Origin of the sequence: Pseudomonas sp. G11, from assembly GCF_029457515.1 — a bacterium.
GTDB lineage: Bacteria > Pseudomonadota > Gammaproteobacteria > Pseudomonadales > Pseudomonadaceae > Aquipseudomonas > Aquipseudomonas gorinensis.
In genome coordinates, this window is sequence record NZ_CP120377.1 from 4,790,927 (window position 1) to 4,814,565 (window position 23,639).

22 protein-coding genes and 1 pseudogene are annotated in these 23,639 nt (G+C 58.7%); 10 read left to right on the forward strand and 13 right to left on the reverse strand.

Translation table 11 applies throughout. From position 1 onward, the window contains the following. Positions 1-188: 188 nt before the first annotated feature. Entirely contained in the window at positions 189-734 is a 546-nt protein-coding gene (locus tag P2T68_RS21950) for a putative natural product biosynthesis protein (protein WP_024074983.1), read from the reverse strand. Between the two features lie 62 nt (positions 735-796). Then, complete coding sequence (locus tag P2T68_RS21955; RefSeq protein WP_024074982.1) at positions 797-1,180, reverse strand: DUF2946 domain-containing protein; 384 nt, start codon at positions 1,178-1,180, stop codon at positions 797-799. A gap of 181 nt (positions 1,181-1,361) precedes the next feature. Here P2T68_RS21955 and P2T68_RS21960 point away from each other — a divergent pair, with 181 nt between their 5' ends. Next, positions 1,362-1,967 (forward strand): SCO family protein, encoded by a 606-nt coding sequence (locus tag P2T68_RS21960; protein WP_024074981.1) that lies wholly within the window; start codon positions 1,362-1,364, stop codon positions 1,965-1,967. Continuing rightward, complete coding sequence (locus P2T68_RS21965; RefSeq protein WP_069076390.1) at positions 1,967-2,434, forward strand: copper chaperone PCu(A)C; 468 nt, start codon at positions 1,967-1,969, stop codon at positions 2,432-2,434. The genes P2T68_RS21960 and P2T68_RS21965 overlap by 1 nt, the downstream gene beginning before the upstream one ends. Positions 2,435-2,458: 24 nt before the next feature. On the opposite strand, the gene P2T68_RS21970 is transcribed toward P2T68_RS21965, so the two are convergent. The 5 genes from P2T68_RS21970 to P2T68_RS21990 all read right to left on the reverse strand — a co-directional run bounded on the left by P2T68_RS21970 (position 2,459) and on the right by P2T68_RS21990 (position 7,938). Then, a complete protein-coding gene (locus P2T68_RS21970) occupies positions 2,459-3,385 on the reverse strand; it encodes a hypothetical protein (protein ID WP_277378270.1) in 927 nt (308 codons plus the stop codon). Beyond that, a complete protein-coding gene (locus P2T68_RS21975) occupies positions 3,354-5,249 on the reverse strand; it encodes a filamentous hemagglutinin N-terminal domain-containing protein (RefSeq protein WP_277378271.1) in 1,896 nt (631 codons plus the stop codon). The genes P2T68_RS21970 and P2T68_RS21975 overlap by 32 nt, the downstream gene beginning before the upstream one ends. A 7-nt stretch (positions 5,250-5,256) precedes the next feature. Next, positions 5,257-6,840 carry a ShlB/FhaC/HecB family hemolysin secretion/activation protein gene (locus P2T68_RS21980; RefSeq protein ID WP_277378272.1) on the reverse strand — a complete coding sequence of 528 codons (1,584 nt, stop codon included), beginning with the start codon at positions 6,838-6,840 and terminating at the stop codon, positions 5,257-5,259. A gap of 140 nt (positions 6,841-6,980) precedes the next feature. Next, on the reverse strand, positions 6,981-7,310 hold the full coding sequence (locus tag P2T68_RS21985) for a DHCW motif cupin fold protein (RefSeq protein WP_069076393.1): 330 nt from the start codon (positions 7,308-7,310) through the stop codon (positions 6,981-6,983). 193 nt (positions 7,311-7,503) lie between these two features. Continuing rightward, on the reverse strand, positions 7,504-7,938 hold the full coding sequence (locus P2T68_RS21990) for a GNAT family N-acetyltransferase (protein WP_150053795.1): 435 nt from the start codon (positions 7,936-7,938) through the stop codon (positions 7,504-7,506). Positions 7,939-8,214: 276 nt separating this feature from the next. Here P2T68_RS21990 and P2T68_RS21995 point away from each other — a divergent pair, with 276 nt between their 5' ends. The 4 genes from P2T68_RS21995 (at position 8,215) to P2T68_RS22010 (ending at position 11,944) form a co-directional block, all read left to right on the forward strand. Then, positions 8,215-9,051, forward strand: coding sequence for an AraC family transcriptional regulator (locus tag P2T68_RS21995; protein WP_069076395.1), 837 nt, complete (start codon positions 8,215-8,217; stop codon positions 9,049-9,051). Between the two features lie 108 nt (positions 9,052-9,159). Then, complete coding sequence (locus P2T68_RS22000) at positions 9,160-9,753, forward strand: LysE family translocator (protein WP_277378273.1); 594 nt, start codon at positions 9,160-9,162, stop codon at positions 9,751-9,753. Positions 9,754-9,933: 180 nt separating this feature from the next. Beyond that, complete coding sequence (locus tag P2T68_RS22005) at positions 9,934-10,905, forward strand: LysR family transcriptional regulator (protein ID WP_193690538.1); 972 nt, start codon at positions 9,934-9,936, stop codon at positions 10,903-10,905. 175 nt (positions 10,906-11,080) lie between these two features. Next, positions 11,081-11,944, forward strand: a complete 864-nt coding sequence (locus P2T68_RS22010) for an NmrA family NAD(P)-binding protein (protein ID WP_168233639.1) — start codon at positions 11,081-11,083, stop codon at positions 11,942-11,944. Between the two features lie 28 nt (positions 11,945-11,972). Here P2T68_RS22010 and P2T68_RS22015 read toward each other — a convergent pair whose 3' ends face one another. Continuing rightward, entirely contained in the window at positions 11,973-12,923 is a 951-nt protein-coding gene (locus tag P2T68_RS22015) for a LysR family transcriptional regulator (protein ID WP_069076396.1), read from the reverse strand. 98 nt (positions 12,924-13,021) lie between these two features. On the opposite strand from P2T68_RS22015, the gene P2T68_RS22020 reads away from it, so the two are divergent. Beyond that, on the forward strand, positions 13,022-14,236 hold the full coding sequence (locus tag P2T68_RS22020; protein WP_069076397.1) for an MFS transporter: 1,215 nt from the start codon (positions 13,022-13,024) through the stop codon (positions 14,234-14,236). 239 nt (positions 14,237-14,475) lie between these two features. Here the strand turns inward: P2T68_RS22020 and P2T68_RS22025 are convergent, their stop codons facing one another. Next, positions 14,476-15,189 (reverse strand): class I SAM-dependent methyltransferase, encoded by a 714-nt coding sequence (locus P2T68_RS22025; RefSeq protein WP_069076402.1) that lies wholly within the window; start codon positions 15,187-15,189, stop codon positions 14,476-14,478. A gap of 266 nt (positions 15,190-15,455) precedes the next feature. On the opposite strand from P2T68_RS22025, the pseudogene P2T68_RS22030 reads away from it, so the two are divergent. Then, a pseudogene (locus tag P2T68_RS22030) lies at positions 15,456-15,766 on the forward strand (DUF3363 domain-containing protein); the annotation flags it as partial. Here P2T68_RS22030 and P2T68_RS22035 read toward each other — a convergent pair. The 4 genes from P2T68_RS22035 to P2T68_RS22050 form a co-directional block, all read right to left on the reverse strand. Then, the gene (locus P2T68_RS22035; RefSeq protein WP_024074966.1) at positions 15,740-16,141 is read right to left on the reverse strand and encodes a hypothetical protein; all 402 of its coding nucleotides are present in this window, start codon (positions 16,139-16,141) and stop codon (positions 15,740-15,742) included. The pseudogene P2T68_RS22030 and the gene P2T68_RS22035 sit on opposite strands and share 27 nt — an antisense overlap. Then, positions 16,128-16,580 (reverse strand): hypothetical protein, encoded by a 453-nt coding sequence (locus tag P2T68_RS22040; RefSeq protein WP_277378274.1) that lies wholly within the window; start codon positions 16,578-16,580, stop codon positions 16,128-16,130. The genes P2T68_RS22035 and P2T68_RS22040 overlap by 14 nt, the downstream gene beginning before the upstream one ends. A 75-nt stretch (positions 16,581-16,655) precedes the next feature. Beyond that, on the reverse strand, positions 16,656-18,968 hold the full coding sequence (locus P2T68_RS22045) for a TonB-dependent siderophore receptor (RefSeq protein ID WP_277378275.1): 2,313 nt from the start codon (positions 18,966-18,968) through the stop codon (positions 16,656-16,658). A 307-nt stretch (positions 18,969-19,275) separates the two neighbouring features. Then, complete coding sequence (locus P2T68_RS22050) at positions 19,276-20,127, reverse strand: helix-turn-helix transcriptional regulator (protein ID WP_024074962.1); 852 nt, start codon at positions 20,125-20,127, stop codon at positions 19,276-19,278. 482 nt (positions 20,128-20,609) lie between these two features. Between P2T68_RS22050 and P2T68_RS22055 the strand changes: the two genes are divergently transcribed. Both P2T68_RS22055 and P2T68_RS22060 read left to right on the forward strand, forming a co-directional pair. Beyond that, positions 20,610-21,341: a hypothetical protein gene (locus tag P2T68_RS22055; protein ID WP_227496865.1), complete on the forward strand. Its 732-nt coding sequence runs from the start codon at positions 20,610-20,612 to the stop codon at positions 21,339-21,341. Between the two features lie 350 nt (positions 21,342-21,691). Then, the gene (locus P2T68_RS22060; protein ID WP_069076403.1) at positions 21,692-23,227 is read left to right on the forward strand and encodes a diguanylate cyclase; all 1,536 of its coding nucleotides are present in this window, start codon (positions 21,692-21,694) and stop codon (positions 23,225-23,227) included. The last annotated feature ends 412 nt before the right edge of the window (positions 23,228-23,639 follow it).

Below are 23,639 nucleotides of genomic sequence, written 5' to 3' on the forward strand. Positions count from 1 at the left end.
AACCCTGTTCTTTGTCGCTCGGGCGGTGCTGCATCCAACGGGTGCGCGCACGGTATAGCGTTGGGCGGCGGGGAAATAGCCGCTAAAACCGTCAATCACTTTTTCCGTTTACGTAACAATCCAACCCTCCCGCATTGATCGAGCCCCCGCCTGAAGCCAGTGGCGCCCTGGCAGGCCGGGCCCGCTCCTCAGGGCACCGGCAACCACGCGCTGAAACCCTTCGGCGACATCAGCGGGCACCAGGCAAAGTCCCACGGCAGGGGCGCCAGCGCGGGCGCTTCGCAGCCGGCGTGCGCGGAGCCTTTGCAGTCGAACACGCGCACGCCTTGCCAGCCCAGGACCACGCCCTGGGCCTGGCTGTCATCCGTGTTGATCCAGCACGCCGCAGCCGCCGCCATGAAGGTTTCGATGGGCTCTTCGTCAATCTGCCCGCGGTACGCCGAACCCAGCAGCCAGCGGCAGACATTCAGGTGCCACGTCCAGTCCTGGGGAGGCTGGTTGTGATACGCCCAGGTCATGAAGCTGCGAAACAGGTTCAGCCCCTCCGGCGGGTCGAGCTTGAGCAGCGCCGGGCAGATGTCGAACACGGTGTGCCAATACGGCAACAGGCGTGCATCCAGGTGCACGAAACAGCGGGCATTGCTTGGGTATTCAGGCCGCAAGGGTTCAGCACGCAGGCGACGCGATGCCTTGCTGACCAGGCGGCTGGCGCCTGCAGGCAGGTGATGATTCATGAAACGCACTCACAGTCGTGACGATCGAACGCCCCCTGTTCACAGGAGGCCCAAGGCATACGTCAGAAGGCGGGAGAGGCGCGGGGGTTGGCCGAGGGCCAGGAATAACGCGGCGGCGCCTTGTTGCGCCGCTCATGGGCCGGGCGCGGGGCTTGCCCGAGGCCCAGTAGCCAGGCGAGGCCGATCAGGAACACCAGGGCGACGGTGACAGCGTTGCACACCGGGCAGGCAAAGTAGTTCGAGATGTTGCTGGAAGACGGCGCGCCCAGCCCTTTGTCGGAAAGTGGCGCCGGTTTGCCGTCCACCCCACAGAACGCGCCACCGATCCCATTGAGCTGCTGGCCCATCATCTGGCCATGGCCCAAACCGCACGCGAACAGGTTCATCAGCACGCAGAAGTACAGGGTCCAGACAATCAGGGAACGGTCGGGGCGGCTCAATTTCATGGCGGCGACTCTACCACCAGAGCCGCAAAAGGATGAAGCGCGGCATGCCCCTGTGGCAGAACGTCGCAGATTACGCGGGCTGGCCAGGGTTGGTAGACTTGGCGCCCTCCTCGTTTACTCCTATTCAAAGCCTGCCGAGTTGACTTAGCGCAATGCGGGCGTTTCACAGGATGCACCGTTGATGAGTACGTTATTCACCCGCCGCAAGGTCCTGACCGGCATGGGCCTGTTGGGTCTGGGCCTGCTGGCCGGTTGTGACAACAGCCCCAAGTTGAACTTCAAGTACGGCAAGGACTTGAGCGACAAGATCATGGGCCGCACCTTCAAGCTCAAGAACACCGAGGGCGACACCGTCACCCTCAGTTCCTACCGTGGCCTGATGCCGGTGGTGTTCTTCGGTTTCACCCAGTGCCCGGCCGTGTGCCCGACCACCCTCGCCCGCGCCGCCCAGGCCAAGAAGCTGATGGGCCGCGACGGCGAGATCATGCAGGTGATCTTCATCACCCTCGACCCGGAACGCGACACGCCCGAGATTCTCGACAAATACGTCAAGGCCTTCGACCCCAGCTTCGAAGCGCTCTACGGCACCCCGGAAGAAATCGCCGTGGCCGCCAAGGAGTTCGGGATTTTTTATGAAAAGATCCCGGCCGGCGACACCTACACCCTGTCCCACACGGCCACCAGTTTCGTGTTCGACACCCGTGGCAACCTGCGCCTGGGCCTGCAGGCATCCCTTACCGCTAAAGAGTGCGCAGAAGACCTGCTCACCGTCATGGAGGTCTGCTAATGACTGCCGTTCAACACCTCAAGCGCTTCACCTTTGGCCTGACCCTGCTGGGTCTCGCCGCCCACGCCAGCGCCCAGGTGCAGGTCACCGACGCCTGGGTACGCGCCACCGTGCCGGGCCAGCCGGCCAGCGGCGCGTTCATGACCGTGACCGCCGACAGCGACAGCAAGCTGCTCAGCGTGGCCTCGCCGGTGGCCAAGGACGTGCAGATCCATGAGATGAGCATGAAGGACGACGTGATGCGCATGGGCCCGGTGGACTCGGTGGCCCTGCCGGCGGGCCAGGCGGTCAAGCTCGACCCGGACGGTTACCACGTGATGCTGATGGGCCTGACCGGGCAGATCAAGGAAGGCGACCAGGTGCCGCTGACCTTGACGGTGCAGAATGCCAAGGGCGAGAAGCAGACCGTCGAGGTCCAGGCCAAGGCGCGTGGGCTGGATGGCATGGACCATAGCAAGATGCATTGATGGGTTAAGCGGGGTCCATCCGGCTTAGCGCACCTCGCAATCAACGTTATTCGATTTGCTGGCGTTGGCCGTGGAGCCCTGCGACCCCGTGGATTGGTTGAATGCGGGCGGTAGGGTGAACGAAATACCGGGGTTATTCGGCAAGACCGCAGGAGGTTCCCTAAAGCTCGACGTGAACCCGAACTGGCCAGCCTTGAAACCCTGCGTACCGCCCTCGTTAGTCAAATTGATCAGACCGTCGAGCACGTGCACGTATAAACCGGGTGGCAGCACTGACGTAGCCTTTTGCACCACTGCCGCAAGCGATGCCTTTCCTTGCGCCGCCCATGACTCGACCGATGCCAGCACATTGGCCAGGCGATAAACATAGCGTGCCGAAACCGCAGCGACGACGGCGCTGTAAGAGTCGTCAGCGTGTCCGGCCGACGCGGCCAACCCCATGGCCAGGCTTTTCACCCGCGACGAAGCTCGCGTCGCCACCCCTGCCGTCGGCTGGTAATACACCTCCACGCTGGCCGATTGCAGGTTGATACGGCCTCGGGGCGTCATCAACGTCGAGCGATCCTGGCTGCGCTTACCGAGCAACCCACTGTCCGAGCGTAACCCGCCCTGTTTCAGGGTGAACACCGCCGCATCGGCGCCAGGCACATTCACGTCGTAGGCAAACGCGTCCACGCTGAGCACGGTACCCGGTTGCAGGGTCAACAGGCTGTCATCGCGCAGGCGCACTTGCGCATAGCCCTTGCCCTGGGTCGACAAGGTATCGCCGACTTCCACCAACGACTGCTCACCCAGTACGCGCAGGCTGCCGTCGAGCTTCTTGACGAACAACGGCCCGCTCAGATGCGTCACCACACCGGCCTGCGGGGCGGCCTGAACCCAGGTCGCTGCACTCAGCAGCGCCAGCAACAGCCACGCGTTAATTGCAGTACAGCTTTTTAACGGGTTCATGTTTATTGCCCTGATCAGTGGAAGCGTCTGTATTGCCTTCCGCCTTGTTAGCGGGTACTGAGGGGCCCCGGCTTTTTTCAGCCGGAATACCGGAGGAGGCAGTGTCCATAACGCTGGAGGACGACCGGTTCACGGTCTTGATGACCTCATTCGTTGCCATTTGCACCGGGTTGTTCGGCTCTCTCGCCGTGGGTGGCGACAGCACCTGGCACAACGCCGAGTTCGGCGCCAACGTACAAATATCGGCGCTGGGCGGCACTGTGACAGGCTTCGGGGGCTCGACAGGCGGCCGGTCGACGTCAGTGATCGTCAAGCGCCCGCCAGCGGTGGGCACGCCCTCGGTAAACACCCGCCCGCTGCCGCTGGCCGTGCCGGCGCCGTCATGGTTGGCGGCCAGGGTGATATCCCCGCTGAACCGGATCAGCGAATTGACATGAATGTCGTTACCCGCCTGCGCCGTGAGGCCGACACCGCTGTTGGTGTTGTTGACCCCCGTGTAGAACGTGATGTCGTGGGTGGCTTGCAACAACACATTGGAGGTCGCGTTGGACAGCAGGTCGGCATCGATTTCACTGTCGGCGCCCGGTGCATTGGCGAAAGCCGACACATCGCCCAGTGAAGCCGAAGGGCCGGACAGGAACGAGGTAACCAGGATATTCGCCGGGTCCAGCTGCCAGAAGCCCGCCGTGCCGAGGGCCGCACGTGTGTCGACCCGCGCGCCGGCCACATCCAGGAAATGCCCGGACGTCTCGACAAGGCCGCCGTTGCCCGAGGCCGCGCCGCCGCGAGCCGACAGCGTGCCATGGACCCGCGTCGTGTCATTGCCCCATACGATGATCTTGCCGCCATCGCCGCTGGCCAGGGCGTCGGCGGAAATCCGCGCGTCCTGGCTCACATAACTGTGTTTGGCGTTCAGGATGGCCGGATTCTTGCCTTGGTAGTCACCGCCAATCAGCACACGGCCACCGCCGCGCTGGCCGCTGGCATCGATGCGCGCATTGCCCATCACACCGACCTGCTCGCCCAGCACGTGTATGTCACCGCCCCCCCCGACGCCCGTGGCGGTGGTGCTGCTACCGGCTTCGAGCAAGGTGGTACGGCTGGACTTGAGCACCACCTTGCCGTTGGCGCCGACCACGGCACTGTTGGCGTTCAGCGTGCCGCGCTGGTTGACCAGTGCACCGTAGATACCGATGGTGCCGCCTTGGGCAATCACGGTGCCCAGGTTCAGCGCCTGGTCCTTATCCGCCGACACCACCACGTGCATGCCCGGATTAGTGGAGTCCACCAACTGCACCGAGTGCCCCGCCGCCAGCACCGTCTCGCCCTGGGGCGTGGTGATGATGCCGGTGTTGTTCACATCCGGCGCGATCAGGTACACCTGGCCCCCCGACGGCGTGGTAATCGCGCCCTGGTTGCTGACCTGGCCAGCCGGCCCGTCAGCGGAGAAACGCCGGTTGCCCGAGAGGAAGTCCGCGTTGGAAATCGCCAGGCTCGACGCCACCAGGCCGCCGACATCGATCTGCGCCCCGGCACCGAACACGATGCCGTTGGGGTTGATCAGAAACACCCGCCCGTTGGACTGCAAGGTACCGAGGATCACGCTGGGGTCCTGGCCGGTGATACGGTTGAGCACGCTGCTGTTGCTGCTCTGTTGTACAAACCGCACCAGCTCGCCCTGGGCGATGGAGAAGCTCGACCAGTTGATGATTGCATTGGGGCTGTTGGTGACGGTCAGGGTGTTGCCATCCTGGGTAAACGTCACCTGGCCGTTGACGATCACCGGGTTGACCGGGGCCGCCATCGCACTGGTGGCCATCGCCATCGCCAGGGACAGCGCCATCAAGGTAGGTTTGATTGTCATGGCACCCTCAAAAGGCCAGGCTGAGACGGACGTGCAGGCGATCATCGCCGCGCTGGGTATCACTGGCTTCGGCGTGCAAGGCATGGCCGTAATCCATTTGCAGATTGAGGTTGCGTCGGTAGATCAGGCGCACACCCAGGCCTGCGCTGCTCAGGCTGATGTGTTCGAACTCACCGGGCAGCGCGTTGTTACGCGTCAGGTAGCCGGCGTCGTAGAACGCCAGGGCGCGGCACTGCCAACTACCCCCCAGGCACAACGGCGGCGTGTAGGCTTCGAGATTGCCGACCACACCCGAGTCGTTGCTCACCTCGCGCTCACGGAAGCCACGCACCGACGCCGCGCCGCCGGCGCCAAACTGCTCGCCGGGCACCAGGGCATCCTTGGTGTACTGGCCGTTCAACGCCGCGCGCAACTGCCAGGCGGCCGGCAGGATCTGCGTGATGCTCGTGGCAAAGCGCAATGCCGTGTAGTCATCCCGTGCATGGGCACGCGCCAGGTCGAAATCACTCTGTTGGCCCTTGGACCCGCCGGGGATGTTGTGCAACAGCGACAGGCCGATATTCGCGTCGCCATCCAGGCGCACCCAGGTGCCTTGGTAACCCAGGCTGAGGGGGTGCACGGTGATGTCGTTGCCCAGTTGCACATCGAACAGCTCCAGGCTGCTTTTATAGGCCTTGTAGTCGATGCCATAGACCAGCTTGGATTGGTAATTACCCACCGTCGCCAGGTTGTGGTTGTAGCGCGTGCCGAAGATCGTGCCGCGGCCGCTGACGGCCAGGTCGAAGATACCCGCCGTCACCGTACCGCTGTCGACATCCGAGTAACTGGTGAAAAAGTCCAGGGAGTCGCCCAGCGCATACAGCGGCAGGTGGTAGCCCAGGCCGTAGACACTGACACGCTCGGGCTTCTCCACGGTGGTGGTGTATTGCAGGCTCATCACCTGGTCGCGCCCGAACATATTGGCGTTCTGCAACACGGCACCGACGTAGGTGCGCCCGGTTTCCTTGGAGCCACTGTTGTCCAGGTTCAGCGCAGCGCTCCATGGCGACTCATCGCTGACTTGCACGTCGGCGTCCACCGTATCGGCGGCCGCGCCAGTCTTGAGTTTCATCACGGTCTGCTTGGCCGGGTTTTCGTTGGCCAGCTTGAGGCTCTTGGACACCGCCGCCAGGTCAGGCGAGGTGCCCTCTTGCAGCGCCGACAGCGACTGGCGCACGTTGGCCGTGCTGAAATGCTGGTTGCCGGCGACCGTCACCTGGCCAATCCGCACTTGCACCACGTCCAGCACCACCACACCACCGTTCAACTCCTGCTCAGGCAGGTCGATGCGCACCAGTGGATAGCCTTGTCGGTGGAAGACGTCTTCAAGCGCCTCCTGGGCCTTGGCCACATCGCTGAAATCGCGCTGGGCCCCCACGAACGGCGCCACACTCTGCGCCAGTGCGTCGGCGGGCAGCAGCGTATTACCGCGCACCTCAAAGCGGGTGATATCGAAGCGTGGCGACAACGGCTCGCTATCAGCGGCCACTGCGAACGAGGTGCACACCGCCAATGAGGCGGGCACCAGCAACAGCATGAAACGGTCAATCATGGGTTGGCCCTTAGGCAGCGTGAGGTTTAAACGTCTTACGCTGCGTTAAGTGCCAGCAGGGGGTGGGCCCCGGTGCAGAGTGTAGCCACTACATTGCCACTGCGATAGAGAGTCCCCATGTTTTCGAGGGGTTTGCAGGCTTAATCCACAATAAACAGCTTGGCCCCAGTGGCGGTGGATGAACGATGCCCTTCCATGTCATTGCCCACCTGGTAACTCATCCCGGCCGTCAGCGTGAACTGGCGGCCGTCTTCCAACTCCGTGTGCAACTCGCCTTCGAGGCACAGCAGCACATGCCCGCGCCAGCACCAGTGATCGGCCAGGTAGCCGGGGCTGTATTCGACCCAGCGCACGCGGGTGGTGCCGAAGTGGCGGGTGCGCCATACCGCATTGCCGGTAACACCGGGGTGAAGTTCGGGTTCGACAGTGGACCAGTCGGTGGTGCCAAACGGGACAGCAGTGAGTTCCATGGTGGGCTCGGTCGTCAGTTAACGTGGCTCGACCCTATCCAACTGACACCCGGCGCGATAGACACAGATCGCGGGCTTTTGTGGGATACAGGCGCGGGTACTTGTCATCCCGCCGCGCCGGTTTGCTTGGATGCGCGCCAACTGCAACCCCGATGGCGAGTGGTAGACCGCCTGGTCCTGCCCCCACGTAACTTCATGCATTTTCATTGCCCGACCGGGTGAATGAGTAACGGTCGATATCGGTACGCAATTGCCAGCCCTGGCCTTGCCAATACTGGGCCGCAGGGGTGTTGGTCTTGAATACATCCAGGTGGCATTTGTAGATGCCCAGTGCCTCCAGTGCGTTGAGGCAGCGCTGGGTCAACGCCTGCGCGATGCCCTGGCGTCGATAGGCCGGCAGCACGAGCAGATGTTGCAGGTAACCGCGACGCCCATCATGGCCGCACATCACACAGCCGATCAACCGGCCTTCATGTTCAGCGACAAAGCTCAGCCCGGGGTTGCGCGCCAGATAGCGCTCGGTGGCCTCGCGGGAGTCGGCCTCACGCAGGGAGATGCCGGGCGTGTCTTGCATCAGCGCAAGGACGGCGGCGTAGTCGGAGGGCGTCATGGTGCGGATCGTGTGCATGGTGCAAAACCTTTTGGGATCGGGCGCGCTCATGATGGCGACAGGTGAGATAGGACGCTACCGGCTGGAATGAACCCTTTCGAGCGGATACCGCCCTCCCCGGACAACAATACCGATGGCCGGGCACGGTGCTGAAAGGTCGGCTTTCGGCCTTTTCAGCTCAGGCAGTCATGGCTCAGCATCAACCCGCACAAATCTTCTAAACGTCCTGTTCAAAAGCACGGTAATTTAGTCGCCCGCACAGTTCAACGCTGAACCCTACATCTGGAGCCTTCCGTGGATAAACGCAACTGGATTGAGCTGTCCCAGGATGCCGATACCGGGATTGAATCGATTCGTGCCCATTTTCAGGGGCATGCCTACGATCCGCACTGGCATGACAGTTTTCTGGTGGGTGTCACCGAACAAGGGGTGCAGCAGTTCAATTGCCGACGCGTGCGCCATCTTAGTACGCCGGGCAAGGTATTCATGCTGGAGCCGGGGGAAATCCACGATGGGCATGCGCCGACCGAGGAAGGGTTTACCTATTCCATGCTCTACCTTGATCCGCACTGGCTTGAACGGGAGTTGCATGGGTTGTTCGAGCACGCGCCGGCCAACAGTCAACCGGGCTTTGCCGACACCCTGAGCCAGGAGCCGGGCTTGGCCACTGCCGTTTATCACGCCTTCCACGTGCTCCATGAGGGTGACTTGCGCATCGTGCGCCAGAGCGCCATCGATACCTTGTTGGGATCGCTCACTTGCCACCTTGATTGGCGCAAGCGGCGGGCCTTCGATCCGCGTCTGCCGTTGGTGGCCCAGGTCGCGCGTGACTATCTGCATGCCCATGTCTACGAGGACATTGGGCTGGATGATCTGGCTCAAGCCTGTGGGGTTGATCGCTTTCGCCTGACGCGGGCCTTCAAGGCAGCCTTTGGGCTGGCGCCTCATGCTTATCTGATCCAGCTGCGTCTGGCCAAGGCGCGGCAGCTGCTGGCGCGGGGCGAGTCGCCGGCGCAGGTGGCCAGTGCGCTCGGATTCTCCGATCAAAGCCATATGGGGCGCTGGTTCCGCCGTGCCTACCAGCTCACGCCAGCGGACTACCGTAAGCGCTGCTCAAACCTTCCAGACTGAATCCAGCCGACCCGCGACCATGGGCTCCTATCTGATCAAGGAGTCCATGCCATGTCTTTTCCGCTGTTCTTTTCTGCGTCTTCGATGCGTCCTCAGGGAGCCTGAGCCATGGAGTCGCTGCTGCCTTTCCTGCTGTTTGCGTTCGTGGCCTCGATCACCCCGGGGCCAACCAATATTCTGGTGCTGAGCCACAGTTCGCGGTGGGGGCTGGGCGCTACGCTGCCGATCATTTTTGGCGCATGCGTGGCGGCGGCGCTGATTGTGTTTGCAGTCGGGCTTGGCGTGGGCGAGACGCTGCTGCGGTTTCCCCGCGTGCAACAGACGATGGCCTGGGCCGGGGTGCTCTGGTTGAGTTGGCTGGCCTGGCAGATCTTTCAAAGCGCGCCGCCGTCCCTGAACCCGCCCCCGCGCGACGAGGGCCTCAGCGTGTTCGGTGCCGCCACCCTGCAATTGCTCAACCCCAAAGTCTGGATGATGGCGGTGGCGGTGACGAGCGTGTTTGCCGGTGGCGGCGACAAGACCATGCGGCTGGTGGTGTTGTCGCTGGTGTTTCTGTCGGTATCCTTGCCGTGCATGACCCTGTGGGCATTGCTCGGCGTAGGCAGTGCTCGGTTTTTTGGTTCACCACAGGCGTTCAAACGCGTGAACTATGCACTGGCTTTTTTGCTGCTGGTGTCGGCCTGGTTGACGGTGCTGGTGTAGGTCCAGAAATGGGGACGGATCTGTTTTCTCTCCTTGGCTGCCTTCTCGGGAGTGGCCGAACAATCATCGCCTGGCAACCCTCCTGAAGGTACAAAACGTTTGGAGCGGATAGAGAAAGCGCTGTATTGACAGAATGCCCACACAGCCAGATATTTGATGACTTTTGAGCACCAATAAATCATGAGTTTCGACGGTCGCATGCTCGCTAACATCAGTGTTCTGGCTGCCATCGTGCATAGCGGCAGCTTTGCGCGGGCTGCCGAAGCTTTAGGCATGTCGCCCTCAGGGGTCAGCCGTGCGGTGACTCGCCTGGAATCGAGTATTGGCATTCGCTTGTTTGACCGGACGACGCGCTCAGTCACCCTGACAGATGAAGGTCGGCAGCTCTACGCGCAAATCAGCCCCCTGCTGGCTGGCATTGGTGATGCCGTCACGCTCGCGACCGGCGCATCCACGGCGGTGCAAGGGCGTTTGCGGGTCAATGTCGATGCATTCTTTGCAGGCCGAATGCTCGCGCCTCACATCGACAAGTTTTTGCAGCGCCATCCTAACCTTGAACTCGAACTCACCGTCCGCGATCAGCTCGGCGACCTGGTCGCCGAAGGTTTCGATATCGCGGTGCGGTTCGGTCAGCCACCTTCATCATCGTTGGTGGCCCGCAGGCTGCTCGACACGCGAACGGTCACCGTGGCCTCCCCTGACTACCTCAAGCGACGTGGCCGCCCAAATACACCTGGCGATCTGGCAGGACACTCATGTATCCAGATGAAAAGCGCCATGACGGGCCTGCCATTGGATTGGGAGTATGGGTCTGCGGGCGAGAAGATCACCCTGCGTACCAGCGGCCGCTTGCTGGTGAATGAGTCCAGCACACTTATCGCGGCCTGCGTTGGCGGTGCAGGCGTGGCGCGGGTCAAGGCCAGTGGGGTCAAAGACCTGCTGGCCGACAACAGCCTGGTTGAGATACTTCAAGATTGGCAGGGGGAGAGCTTTCACCTGTACGCGCTCTACCCCTCTCGCCACCTGCCTCCTGCAAAGGTCAGCGCATTCATCGATTTCGTGACAGAGGTATTGGATCTGTCCGAACCTGCGGCGCACAGCTATCGGGCTCGTTCTACAGCCCGAGTCAAGGCGGTTACAGACGTCGGTTGAGAATACGACGGCGAGCCCGCCAATTCATGACTTAAGGTCATCACTCAGTTGACTCGATGGCTATTCTGTCATCATGCAGGCTTCGATAATCTGCCCCCGTCAGATCGCTACTGCACATGGATGTACGTAGATGCAGTGGCGCATCCCCTTCGGACTCATTGATGGCAGGTCAATCATGTACGCAATCACTGGAATCACCGGCAAGGTCGGCGGCGCACTTGCCCGTGCTCTGCTGGAAAACAAGCAACCCGTTCGCGCCGTGATGCGCGACGCTCACAAAGCTGAATCGTGGGAAGCGTTCGGTTGCGAGATCGCCATTGCAGAAATGGACGACGCCGCCGCACTGACGCGGGCATTTGAAGGCGCCCAAGGTGTGTTCATCCTGCCACCGTCGGATTTTGATCCCGAACCGCACTTCCCCGAGGCCAAAGCGGTGATTGCGGCAGTGAGCGAGGCCATCGCAACGGCACAGCCACAGCGAGTCGTCTGTCTTTCGACCATCGGTGCCCAAGCCGTGAACACCAACCTGCTAACCCAACGCACGCTCATGGAACAAGCCCTTAGCAAGCTTGATGTTCCCGTGACGTTCCTGCGCCCTGGTTGGTTCATGGAGAATGCCTTGTGGGACGTGGCCACGGCACGAGATGAGGGGGTGATCCACAGCTTCCTGCAACCACTCGATAAAACAGTGCCCATGATCGCAACAGCGGACGTCGGCCGGACGGCCGCTGCACTCATCCAGCAATCCTGGCACGGCCAGCGCATTGTCGAACTGGAGGGGCAGCACGTGAGCCCTGAAGACATTGCCGCTACATTCAGCCTGATACTGGGCCGTTCTGTTCAAGCTCAGGCTGTGCCGAGAGAGACTTGGGACAACCTCTTTCGCGCACAAGGGATGCAGCACCCGCTGGCTCGAATCCGCATGCTCGATGGTTTCAATGAGGGGTGGATCTCGTTTGAGGGCGGCAATATCGAACGAATTCAGGGCACTGTTTCGCTAGTTGCCGTGTTGACCCAGCTGGTGAACCTTGGCACTTGACCGTGACACTTATCTGATATGGCGTGGCTTACGACCTCCTGGCATCAGGTGCTTTAAGGTCGAACAACAGCTCATGGGTTGCGCGATCAAAATGCTCGATAAGGAAATCCAGCAATACACGCACGCGGGGAACCCGGTAACGACTGCCGTGCAATAACGCGTAGACGCCGGCCTCTCGGACACAAAAGTCAGGCAACAGGACTTTCAGTCGTCCCGCACGGATATCGGCTGCGGCATCCCAAATGGTCTTACGTGCGATGCCATGCCCGGCCAATGCCCATGCGCGCGCGAGTGCGCCATCATTTGTTTCCCATGCCTGGCTCATGGGTACGGTGTGGTTCCATTCTTGCCCGTCCACCACAAAGTGAAAGGTGTTCAATGGGCCTGCGGAAGTCACCAGCACGATGAACTTGTGGTCAACCAAGTCAGCAGGGGTCTGGGGTTCACCGTAGCGCGCCAGATAGTCAGGCGAAGCGCACAGTACTCGCCAGTTGGGCGCCAACTGCCTGGCGATCATCGAGCTTTCATGGGGCTGTCCAAACCGGATTGCCAGATCGACATCGTCCTGCACCAGGTTCGACACCGAATCCGACAACGTCAGCGCGATGTACAGTTCTGGGTGCAATGAACTGAATGCCTCAAGCCAGTCATTCAAAAGATTGCGGCCAAAATCGGCAGACGCGGATATCCGTACCTTGCCACGCACCTCTGTTTGACTGGCTTGAAGCCCCGCTTCCGCTTCATCGATAGCCCGCAATGCAACCCAGCACTGTTGCAAATAAAACCGACCTTCTTCCGTGAGGCGCAACTGACGCGTTGTGCGATCAAACAACTTGGTGCGCAGCGCCGCCTCAAGCTTGATAAGACGCGCGCTGGCCGCGGCTGGCGACAGCGCCAGCTTGCGTCCTGCGGCAGACAAGCTGCCGAGTGCCGCCGCCTCGACAAACAAACGCATATCACCCAATCGGTCAGTGGCCATATTCAATTCAAATTTGATAGTTCATCAAATGGTAGGCCAATTATCAAATCAGTGGCAATTCATCACACTCATGCCTCCCCTCCCGTTGAGCACAGGTCATGACTGGCAAATCACACTTTGAAAATGGCTCTTTCACGACTTCAGGTAATACCGAATACCTCACTACCGGGCGTCTCCCACTGGGGGCCCTGTTGGCGCTGACAATGGGTAGCTTTATCGCCACCGCCAACGAAACGGTACCAGCAGGACTGTTGCCGCAAATCGCCGAGGCATTTGGTGTGTCGCAAGCGTGGGCCGGTCAGATGGTGACACTCTGTGCACTGGGCTCAGGGTTGGCGGCTATTCCCTTGACGCTCGCGTTGCAGGGTTGGCGTCGGCGCTGGGTGCTATTACTGGCCGTCGGGGTGTTTTGCGCCTGTAATGCGGTGACCGCCCTGTCGCCCTGGTTTTCATTGACGCTGGCTGCTCGCTTCATGGTGGGTATTGCAACCGGTCTGGCCTGGAGCCTGCTGGCCGGCTACGCCAGACGGTTGGTTATCCCACAACTGCACGGTCGCGCTATGGCGCTGGCCATGCTCGGCATCCCTTTGGCTCTTGCCCTGGGCGTACCGCTGGGTGCCTGGCTCGGCAAACTGCTGGGATGGCGTTGCGTATTCGGCACGCTCTCAGGACTCAGCCTTTTGCTGATGGCCTGGATATATCTGAAAGTGCCTGATTATCCCGGACAACGCTCCGATCAACGCCTGCCGCTACGCAAGGTCTTGCAAACCCCGGGCGTGCGGCCCGTGCTGGCGGTGGTCATGCTCTGGATCCTGGCCCATTACACCCTCTATACCTATATTGCTGCGTTCCTGGCTTCTGTTGGATTGGCCGATCAGGTAGATCGAGGCCTCCTTTTATTCGGTATGGCGGCCTTGTTCGGTCTATGGATGATCGGCACGCTGATTGATGGCAGGCTTCGGAGCCTGGTATTGCTCAGCCTGACAGCATTCACCCTGGTTGCGTTTACCCTTGGGTTGGGTGGCCTGCCCGCGAGTGCGATCTATATCAGCATCGTCTTATGGGGGATGAGCTTCGGTGGTGCGCCAACCTTATTGCAAACTGCCTTGGCCGATGTTGCCGGTGACGGCGCGGATATTGCGCAATCAATGCTGGTCACCGTCTTTAACCTGGCGTTTGCAGGCAGTGGTGTGATCGGCGGCGTTCTCTTGGAAACCTGGGGAGCAAGCGCTATTCCCTGGGTAACGTTGGCGTTGCTGCTGCCGGGGCTGCTGATTGTCTCGATAGCCAAGAGGCATGCTTTCAGGCGTTAACCATTGCTGAAGCGTTGAGGATTTACCCAGGTAGGCAGAGATGGCCATTGAGGTTTCATTTGATTTGGCCTCGATGCTCACCTTGGTTTGAGGGCGATCCCTTCAATGAACTCCCGCGCTTACCCTCGTGATGACTGCACGTGAACGGTTTCTGCCGATTAAGGCGGTTAACCATGGGTCGATTTCTGCACGCTGTGAAAGGCTGCCTTCCGGCCAAGAGCTGCCACTCAGCTCGCCGTTCAGACCGTTCTACACGTTAACCAGGCCCCCCAGAACAGACTGCTGAAAAAACGGGTAGCGTCCCCAAAACCTGCATCATGCAAAAGCTTCTGAACAGCCGCCTCAGAATGTGGAGGGTCAGCGCCTTGGAGAATTTTCCCAAGTTTGACTTTCACTTCATCCGGACTGGCTCCGTGCTGCCGCCAACGTTGCCCCCAGGCGGCGAGGAGCAACGGCTGGCTGGCATAGGCATATTGATTGCCGGCGACAATCAGCGGAGCCCCCGGTTTCAGACGAGCCCGAATGGATCGCAGAATGTCTCCCTTGGCATCATCCCCATCGAGATGATGGAGTACACCGATCAACGTGGCTGCGTCGTAGGACTCATCTGCGACCAAGTCTTCAACGTGCCCAAGGTGCACGTCCGTTCTTTCAAGCATGTTGTTGACGGCTAACTGCTGTTTCGCGGTTTCCAGCATCGATTCAGATGGATCAACGGCGGTGAAGCGCCAGCCTGGCTCAAGCCTGGCCATCGCGATGATCTCCTGCGCCGTACCGCCAGCGCCGACTACCAGTATTTTTGCCGAGCGCCTATTTCCAAGGCTTGCCGCGAGCATGCACGCCACCAGGTCCTGACAGGCGTCATAACCTGCCAGCGCGATACGGCTCTGTCGTCCGTATTCACTAGCCCGAACATGATCAAACTTTTCAACTGAGTTAATGGGTGATTTCAAGGCGGTTCTCCCTGTCCTTGAATCAACTTAGGTCATAAAGAACGATAATAAAAATTCATTAATTTTATGAGCTACATTCCCACAAGGAATGCCAGCGCGCTCAGGTATCGTCCAAGCGGCGGTCAGCCAAGGGGCGGAGCAGTCGTTCGCGACAGGTAACAATCGGCCAAAAGCGGTCATCACGGCCCTACAAAAACTGGAACGACTCGCTGCACCGAACACTGTTCTTAGAAATAGAGAAATTCGAGAGCGGAGAATGGGGCGTGCAGCGGGTGATCCTCGCCCGGAATTTGCCGGGAACTCTGCGCAATCGGGAGCTGGCGCAGCCAGCCAGGGAGATTGCCATCGAAACCGGCCTGGAGCACCGCCCGAAGTCGGATGGGCTGCGCGTGGCCGGCATCTACTGGCGTCGCGTCATGCTCGGCCAGTAGGCGTGGGGTTCTCGCTGGTGTGGTGGAAGCCGGCGATCGGGCAACGGTTAGGGCAGCAGCTCGCCGAGACGGTGCGCGGCAGCAGAGTTTCATCGAAAATCGGACGCCAGCGGGGACCATCAGTGAGATGGCTTTCCATCCTTTGAGAGCAGTTCTCTTGCCATTTCGATTGCCTGCTCACGTGAAGCAGCAAGAAGCAGAGGGTAACCCCAGAACTTGGCAAAAACGACCGCAAATGCCTTGTAACCAAGACGTTTTGCGGAGTGGGTTTCAACCAGGATCATTGCCAGAACCAACTTTCGCAATTCAACCTTGTGCTTTTTCATCCAGAGCGCGGTGCGCTTCTTTTCTTCCGGCGAGTGCTCATGGTCTTCTGCAGGTACGGTATCGGTCAAAAGTACGAAGGGTTCCCCGCGCTGCAAATTGGCCTCGAATTCGTCGAAGTCCTTCTGGTGATCATGTCCGGGTTCTTGCGTAAGGTTCATCCAGACCAATGGGAAGTCAGAACTATTCATCGACATGGCCGTTTCCTTTGCTTTTGATGCAACGCCAGGTGGCCGCAATGGCGAATACACCGGGTAACGTAATGAAGAACGCTGCCGAAAAGGCAACGTGCCAACCGTCGCGCAACCCGTCGGAGATTCCCCCGAGGGTATTCAGGACGACAAGCAGACTGCCGAGGACCAGGGCAACCCCCTGAGCCTTACGCGTTCCGATCAGTGCGAGAAGCACCGTCACGATCCAAGACCCATAGAATGCCGAAAACATCCAAAGCACATCGGGCTCAAAAGTAATCGCCGGTGTCGCTCCGTGCGCTCTCACAAAGTCGTTTACGTAGAAAAATAACTGGAAGGTGACAAAAAGTACGGCACCAGCGGCTGTCGTCAACCAGAACAAGGCCACTTTATTTGGGTTGTTGGCCGGGTCTTGGGCGGGTTGTAGAGTAGATTGAAGGGACATAGGAGCTCTCTCGATAATCAATGGCTGTTGTATGTCTGGGGATTTCTAACGGCTGAAACGTTTGCCTGCGGTAAATCAGTACCTATAGTCCAGCGTCACCATCAAGTTGCGCGGTGCGCCGTAACCTACGGTGTCAAAATCGCCCTTCTGCAACGCGTACTTCTTATCGAACACGTTGTTGACGTTGACTGCCGCGGTGATCTTCTTCGTGATGGCGTAGCGCCCTAAAAGTGATACCAGGGCATATGAACCCTGTTCCCCGCCCAGCGAACTGGTGCCGGTGTTGGGTGCCTGGTAGAAGCGGCTTTGCCATTTGACGCCTGCGCCTAGCGTCAACTTGCTCCACCCTCCGGGCAATTGGTAGGTGCTGAAGAGCTGGGCCGTGGTGCGCGGTATTTGTGAATTCAAGCGGACGCCATTGCCATCTTGCGCAGTGAAATGGGCGATACCCGCATAGATGTTCCAACCACGCGCCAGCTCGCCCTGCAAGTCCAACTCGATCCCGCGCGACTTCGTCCCATCCGCGCCTATGTAGGCTTGCGCACCACCTGGTGTATAGGTACCTGCGACCATCTGTGCAGCGTTATCCAGCTCGGTATGGAACAAGGCTACCGACGCATTCAGACGCCCGTCCATGTAGGCGCCTTTAAGGCCGATTTCCTTGGTTTTTCCCTTTGACGGGGTGAGCACGTTGCCCTTGCTGTCGCGATAGTCGGTTTGCGGATTGAATATGCCCGTGTAGCTCACGTAGGCTGAATAGGTCTTGTCGATGTCGTAGATCAAGCCGGCATACGCGGTGAATTCACTGCTCTTCTTGTAGTGCAACGACGAGCCACCGACGACATCGTCGATTTCGTAGTTGCTGAAGCGGCCGCCGACAATGAGTTTCAGAGGCTCGGCCAGCGAGAACCGGGCTGCGCTATAGACACCACTCTGCTTGATTCGAGTGCGGGTCGGTATCGAAGGCATGGCATCGAAGTTGGGGCGGGGATAGGCTGGGCTCAGTTCATAGACATTGACCGGCGTAAAGCCTGGATAAAACGGAGCGATATCCTCCTGGCTGGCGGTGCGGCGCGAACTCGTCGCCCCCACCACCAGGTCATGCTGACGGCCAAGCAGTTCGAAGGGGCCGCTCGCCATCACGTCGAAGGTGTTTTGACGGCTGCGACCTTCGGACGCCAGTGCCACCGGAAGAGCCCCGTTGGGAAAGGTGCCCAGTCCCGTGGCGCGATCGGGGCGGCCGACCAGGCCGAGCAGTTCGGCATCGAATTCCGTGCGGTATTGATTAGCGACGGCCCGGAGATTCCAGCCGTTGTCAAAGCGGTGCTCGATCTCGGCAAACGCCGTCTTAAGGGTGTTGTCCCAATGGCTCCAGTTCTGCGCGTAGTTTTTGGAGCGTGAATACTCCGCCTGCGTGCCGTCGCTGAACCATAGCGGTAAACCACCCCAGGTCGAGCCCTTCGGCGTGATGTCCTGGTAGTCATAGCCCAGGCTCACCGTCGTGTCGGGTGTCAGATCTGCCTCGATGATGCCGTAGAACGCCTTCCTCTGTGGCTTGTACCCATCGATGTACGAGTTTCCTTCCTGGGACGTCCCGACCATGCGGGCGCGGATACGGCCATCCTCGGTCAACGGAGTCGATACGTCGGCCATTTCCCGGTGGGTATCCCAGCTCCCCGCTCCGAGCGAGGCGGACGCCGAGAATTCACGGGTCGGTCGTTTGCGCACCAGGTTGATGGCGGCCGAGGGATTGCCGGTGCCGGTCAGCAATCCGGAGCCGCCCCGCACTACCTCGATACGATCATAGAACGCGGTATCGATAGAACCGATGCCGCTTCCATTGACGATGTTGCCGAGGATGGTGGGTATGCCGTCGTACTGGACGTTGTTGATCAAGAAACCACGCGAGTAGAAACTCGTCCGCTCGCTGTCGGACTGGTATGAAGAGACGCCCGTGGTGTTCTCCAACACGCCCTGAACCGAATTCAATTGCTGGTCGTCCATGCGCTGGCGGGTGATCACCGTCACCGACTGCGGTGTTTCCCGCAGCGACAGCGGCAGGTGCGTCGCCGCCGACGTCTGGCCCGTGGTGTAGGAGCCAGTACCTTCGGTGGTCGCCGTATCCATGGGGCCCGTTATGGTGATGGCCGGCAAGGCTATCTCTTCTTGAGACGTCCCCCCTGCCCGGGTTTGAATCTGCCGTGGCTCGGCGGCAAATGCGCCCTGCGCGCTAATGAGAACTGCCGCCGCAACTGCCGAGCCCAGCACGGTGCAGGGCGCGCTCCTGATTGCGCCCTTGTACGAACCATCCAGATGAGGATGGCCAGCGGGCTCTGCGCGCCTATCAATTGGCCAACGGGACTTCCCAACAGTTGCAATGATGAACATCAACAATACTCATTTGTATTTAGATGTTTCATTTAACAATAGGCACAGAGGGGAGTGATGGCGAAACCAGGCCAGATTGTTATTCAGTTAGGCCAAGCGTGATTTCATTTTGGCGTGCGGATGGTTTTCATTGAAGACCGGGGGTTGCGTGAGCACCTACAGTCGCTGGCATCCGAGGAGGGTTTTGTTCTCGACGAGGAGTTAGCTTTCACCATCACCACGACGTTGCAAAATGTCGGCAACTCCGCAAGGAAGGACCATCGGCGACGGAAGGCGGCCGGTGGTCCCGAGTCAAGAGTCTGATGCATCAGGGAGAGATTTCATTGGGGAGCATGATGCCGGGCACGGAAGCGAGCTCTGCGCCGCCGATGCGATCCGATAGGTATCGTGCCGGAGGTTTGCCCACGGCCTTGCGGAACATGGTTACGAACCCGCTGGCGTTTTCGTACCCCAGCTCTATTGCCACCGTTTGCACGCTTTCACCCTTGGTCAAACGTTGAAGCGCAAGGATCACATGCAGTTGCCGACGCCAGCGCCCAAAGCTCATTCCAATTTCATGCAGCAAAAGACGGCTCATGCTTCGCTCGCTCATACCAATTCGAGTAGCCCAGTCGGCCTTCGACGTCTTGTCCGTGGGGTCGGCCAGCATCATTTCCACGAGGCGGCGTAATCGGGAATCACGCGGCATGGGCAGATGCAAGTCTTCCACGGGGGCCGCCACCAACTCATCGAGCAATGCGGCAATTAACCGGTCTTCTCGCCCCCCCTGCGCATATAACTCAGGAAAACCGGCCACCTTCAGTAGCAACTCACGTAGCAATGGCGATACCGAAATCGTGCAACAGGTTTTCGGAAGGTCCGGTGCTGCGTCTGGCTCAACGAACAGGCAATAGCATTCCGTTTCACCCGCCCCCCGCGCCGCGTGAGGCAAGTCTCCCGGTATCCATATGGCGCACTGCGGCGGCACGATCCAGACACCGTCTTCAATTTCGCAGTTGAGGATGCCGCGTAGGGAATAGATCAGCTGCGCCTTGCGGTGCTGATGCCTCGCATTTTCCCAGTCCTTTGTTACCGATGTGGCACTCAAGGCCACGACGGGGCGCGAAATGCTGTCGACGTCCCAAGGCACAGTTAGATCGGTGATCGCAATGCTAGACATGTTGTCTTGTAGAGCCCTAATGGAAGATGTGGATTTGGCCTAAACGGAAAATACTATGACCAACTTGCTCAATCACATCTAGCATTTCTTCCGCTTGGGGGCTTGGCTCCTCTTGGAATATGTTCGCGGGGCCTGAAAGAGTTTCAGCGACAGTGACGGTCTATTGAAGGTGCTTAACCCGTTGCTGCTTTGTCAGTGGGTTGATTTGAGGTTTTTTGCTTGAGGCAGGCGCGCCTATCCTGTGGCGGGTGGCCCTTGAGGTGTATGTTTGGCCATGTGGTCTTCACGATTGAACGAATAAAACAGCCTATCCTGCCCACTCCATAACTCTCCCATCATGCTGCGTACTCTCCCGCTGGCCGATGGGCAGATTTTGTCTCAGACCAATCAGGAGAGCTACTTTTGCAAAAGGACAGTTCAACCTCGGCCTGATGTAAAAAGCAATTCGCCGAGAGAAGTTTCGTGTGCCTTGATTCCCGAATGTGGATGAAGAAGACTCCATCCATTATCTGATGGTCGAACCAACGACCGAAGTTGTCGAAGTGGGATTACGTTTGAGCATGGGGCCGACGATGCAGGGAAAAACGTTCGAAATAGTGCGAATAGATCAAATCCACGAAATTGTTTCGCCAACCGTAGAGTCACTTTTACAGCCGTTAGGGTTCGAAGTTCAGGGCCCGCTGTCCTGGCTGCGTAGCGTCAATGCTCCCATTCGCCAACTCTTTCGCCTTGAGCAGCGCAAAGGCGGCGCGCTGGCGCCGTCATGGGCTCTGTCACTGGACTTCGTTCCCCATCTTTCCGGCAATGAAATCAAATGGCACAGGACGTCAAAATCAGCACGACCTGATCTGACTTTCGATGTGCGAGATCGAGCGTTTGATATCTCATACAGCTACGGACTTGATGTCATAGCAACCAGCGCTCCCAATATCCTCCGGGCTGCCATTCCAAAAGCTGAATCGTTTTGGAACGAGGCTCGTTCGATAGCCGACCTGCCTGGTGCTTTCGAGCGGGTCAAGCAGCATTTGTCGACGGGTGGCCTGGGTTTCTACAACTACATACAACATCCTCTTGCATACGCGTTTGTATTGGCCATGAACGGCAAGCCCGACACTGCCGAAGAAGAGTTTCAACGCTATTCACAGCGTCTTTCAGAGGCGGCTCGAAAAAAACTCCGCAAGCTATTCATTGATGCAGGCGGTCACCTTGGCTAAGCGAGTACGACTTTTTCAACAGCATCGGCCAAAAGCAGTCGGTCGAGGAGGATACAGAAAAGCCAGTTGCTCAAGCGTGTCGTTCGCCAGCGTGGACCCGCTTAGGCGCTGCGAGCCTAGCTAAAATATGCCCGCCGGCCGAAAACTGCGAAAGGTCGACGAACGTGTCTACAACTGTTCGCAGGCCCATTTTTAACAACTCGAGAGTTGAACCGTTAACGGGTTTGAATCTTTCATATAAGCCCCCTCTTTAGCGCTTGAGTCGTAAAGATATCGACAGACGCGCCGATACTTCAAAAGGACTCTCGGTCACTGCACACTGTTTTGGCGATGAGCAAGGAACACAACACATGTCTATTCGTCAGAACGCACTCAAAGCATCAGACGTGACCCTTTGCGGTATGGTGCTCCTGGCTGGGGTGGCCATTACGTTCTTGGTGCTGATACTGTTCTTAGGATCAGAGCAGCGTACAGTTAGCGTCGCTTTTCAACTTGAAATCGACGAAAGATTCAGTCGACTGCAGCGACGCTTTAATACTCAGGAATTGAAACTGGACGTGGTGAGGCGCTTCTTTGTCAACGCCGACGATGTCACTGAAAAGGAATTTATTGGGTTCGTTACGCCTCTCGTTGGAGAGGACGAAGCCTATAGCTGGGTACCCCGGATTCTTGAGAAGGATCTCCAGGCGTTTCGCGCTAAAGCGCTTCTCAACGGCACCAGTGACTTTTCATATCATGAAATCAATCCCGTCACCGGCGAAAGAGTCCCCCTCACCCGTCGGCCGGAACACTGGATATTGCTCTATTTATTGAAGCGCGATGACGTAACGATCATACCTGGCATGGACGTCATGAGTCGTCCGGGGCGCCAGGCCTTGATGAGCAAGGCACGAGAAACACGTCAAATAGTGGTGTCGGAACCGTTGAAAATGACCAATGGACAGGCGGGAATTTTCTTTGTCGCACCTGTATTCCAGGGGTCCTCTGAGGTTCCATTGAACGATGATGATTTGCAGGGTTTCGTGGTCTCCACCGTACGCCTGGCTTCTTTGATGGAACAAGGGATTCCGTTGCCAAGTCTGCAACGACTGAACGTGACGCTTTCATTAATCGACCCGCAGCATCAAGGGGAAATCATCTATCAGAGTGAGGTCACCGCTGCCCCTTCAGCGCTTTATGCGCAGCGGCTGCTGAAAGTTGCCGACCAAAATTACTTAGTCCAGTTCAGACCCAGCTCAACCTTTCTAGTCGCCAACAGCTACACACTGTCTATCAGCCTGTTTTTTGTGTTCGGAATGGGGTTGACGCTGCTATTGACCTTGATGGTGTACTTACTGATTACGCAGCGCGCCCGTGCGCTCTCGCTGGTTGATGAGCGCACGCGCGACTTGCATTTATTGAACATTACCGATCACCTGACCGGTGTCTACAACCGCCGACACTTCGAAGAGTTGATGGAGCGCCTGCTCGTCGAGGCTATCGCGCAACACCGTCCTCTGTCGCTGATCACGTTTGACGTCGATCACTTCAAACAAATTAACGACCGCTGGGGCCATCAGTGTGGTGATAACGTTCTGAAGTCGTTATGCACACAAATATGTTCAGCTACGCGCAAAACCGATCTGCTGTGCAGAACTGGCGGAGAAGAATTTGCTCTGATTTGCCCGGATACTGAGCTGAACGATACAAGGCTGCTCGCAGAAAAGCTTCGCACCCTGATAAGTACCGTGCCATTTGAAGATATTGGACAGGTGACTTGTAGCTTCGGTGTTGCAACATGGATTCCATTAGAATCGTTTGACTCCTTCATTCGGCGGGCCGATACCGCGATGTACAGTGCTAAATCAAATGGTAGAGATCAAGTCCAACTTGCAGATATGAATTAGATGGGCTACCCGGATGTCACTGCGCAAAAGCCGAAACTCAGCAGAAAAGGAACGGTGTTGTTTGGTCATCTGACACCTCGATCTGGCGAGCATTTTCGCCTAAATGGGTGTCCGGTTTTATTAGACCACTACCGTCGACGGGCGGCCTGGGTTTCTACAATTACATACAACATCCTCTTGCATACGCGTTTGTATTGGCCATGAACGGCAAGCCCGACACAGCCGAAGAAGAGTTTCAACGCTATTCACAGCGTCCTTCAGAGGCGGCTCGAAAAAAACTCCGCAAGCTATTCATTGATGCAGGCGGTCACCTTGGCTAAGCGAGTACAACTTTTTCAACAGCATCAGCGGACATTCGTCTTCAGCATCTCGACGCCAGAATTAAAATGTTTGCCCGAGCCAAGTGCGACTT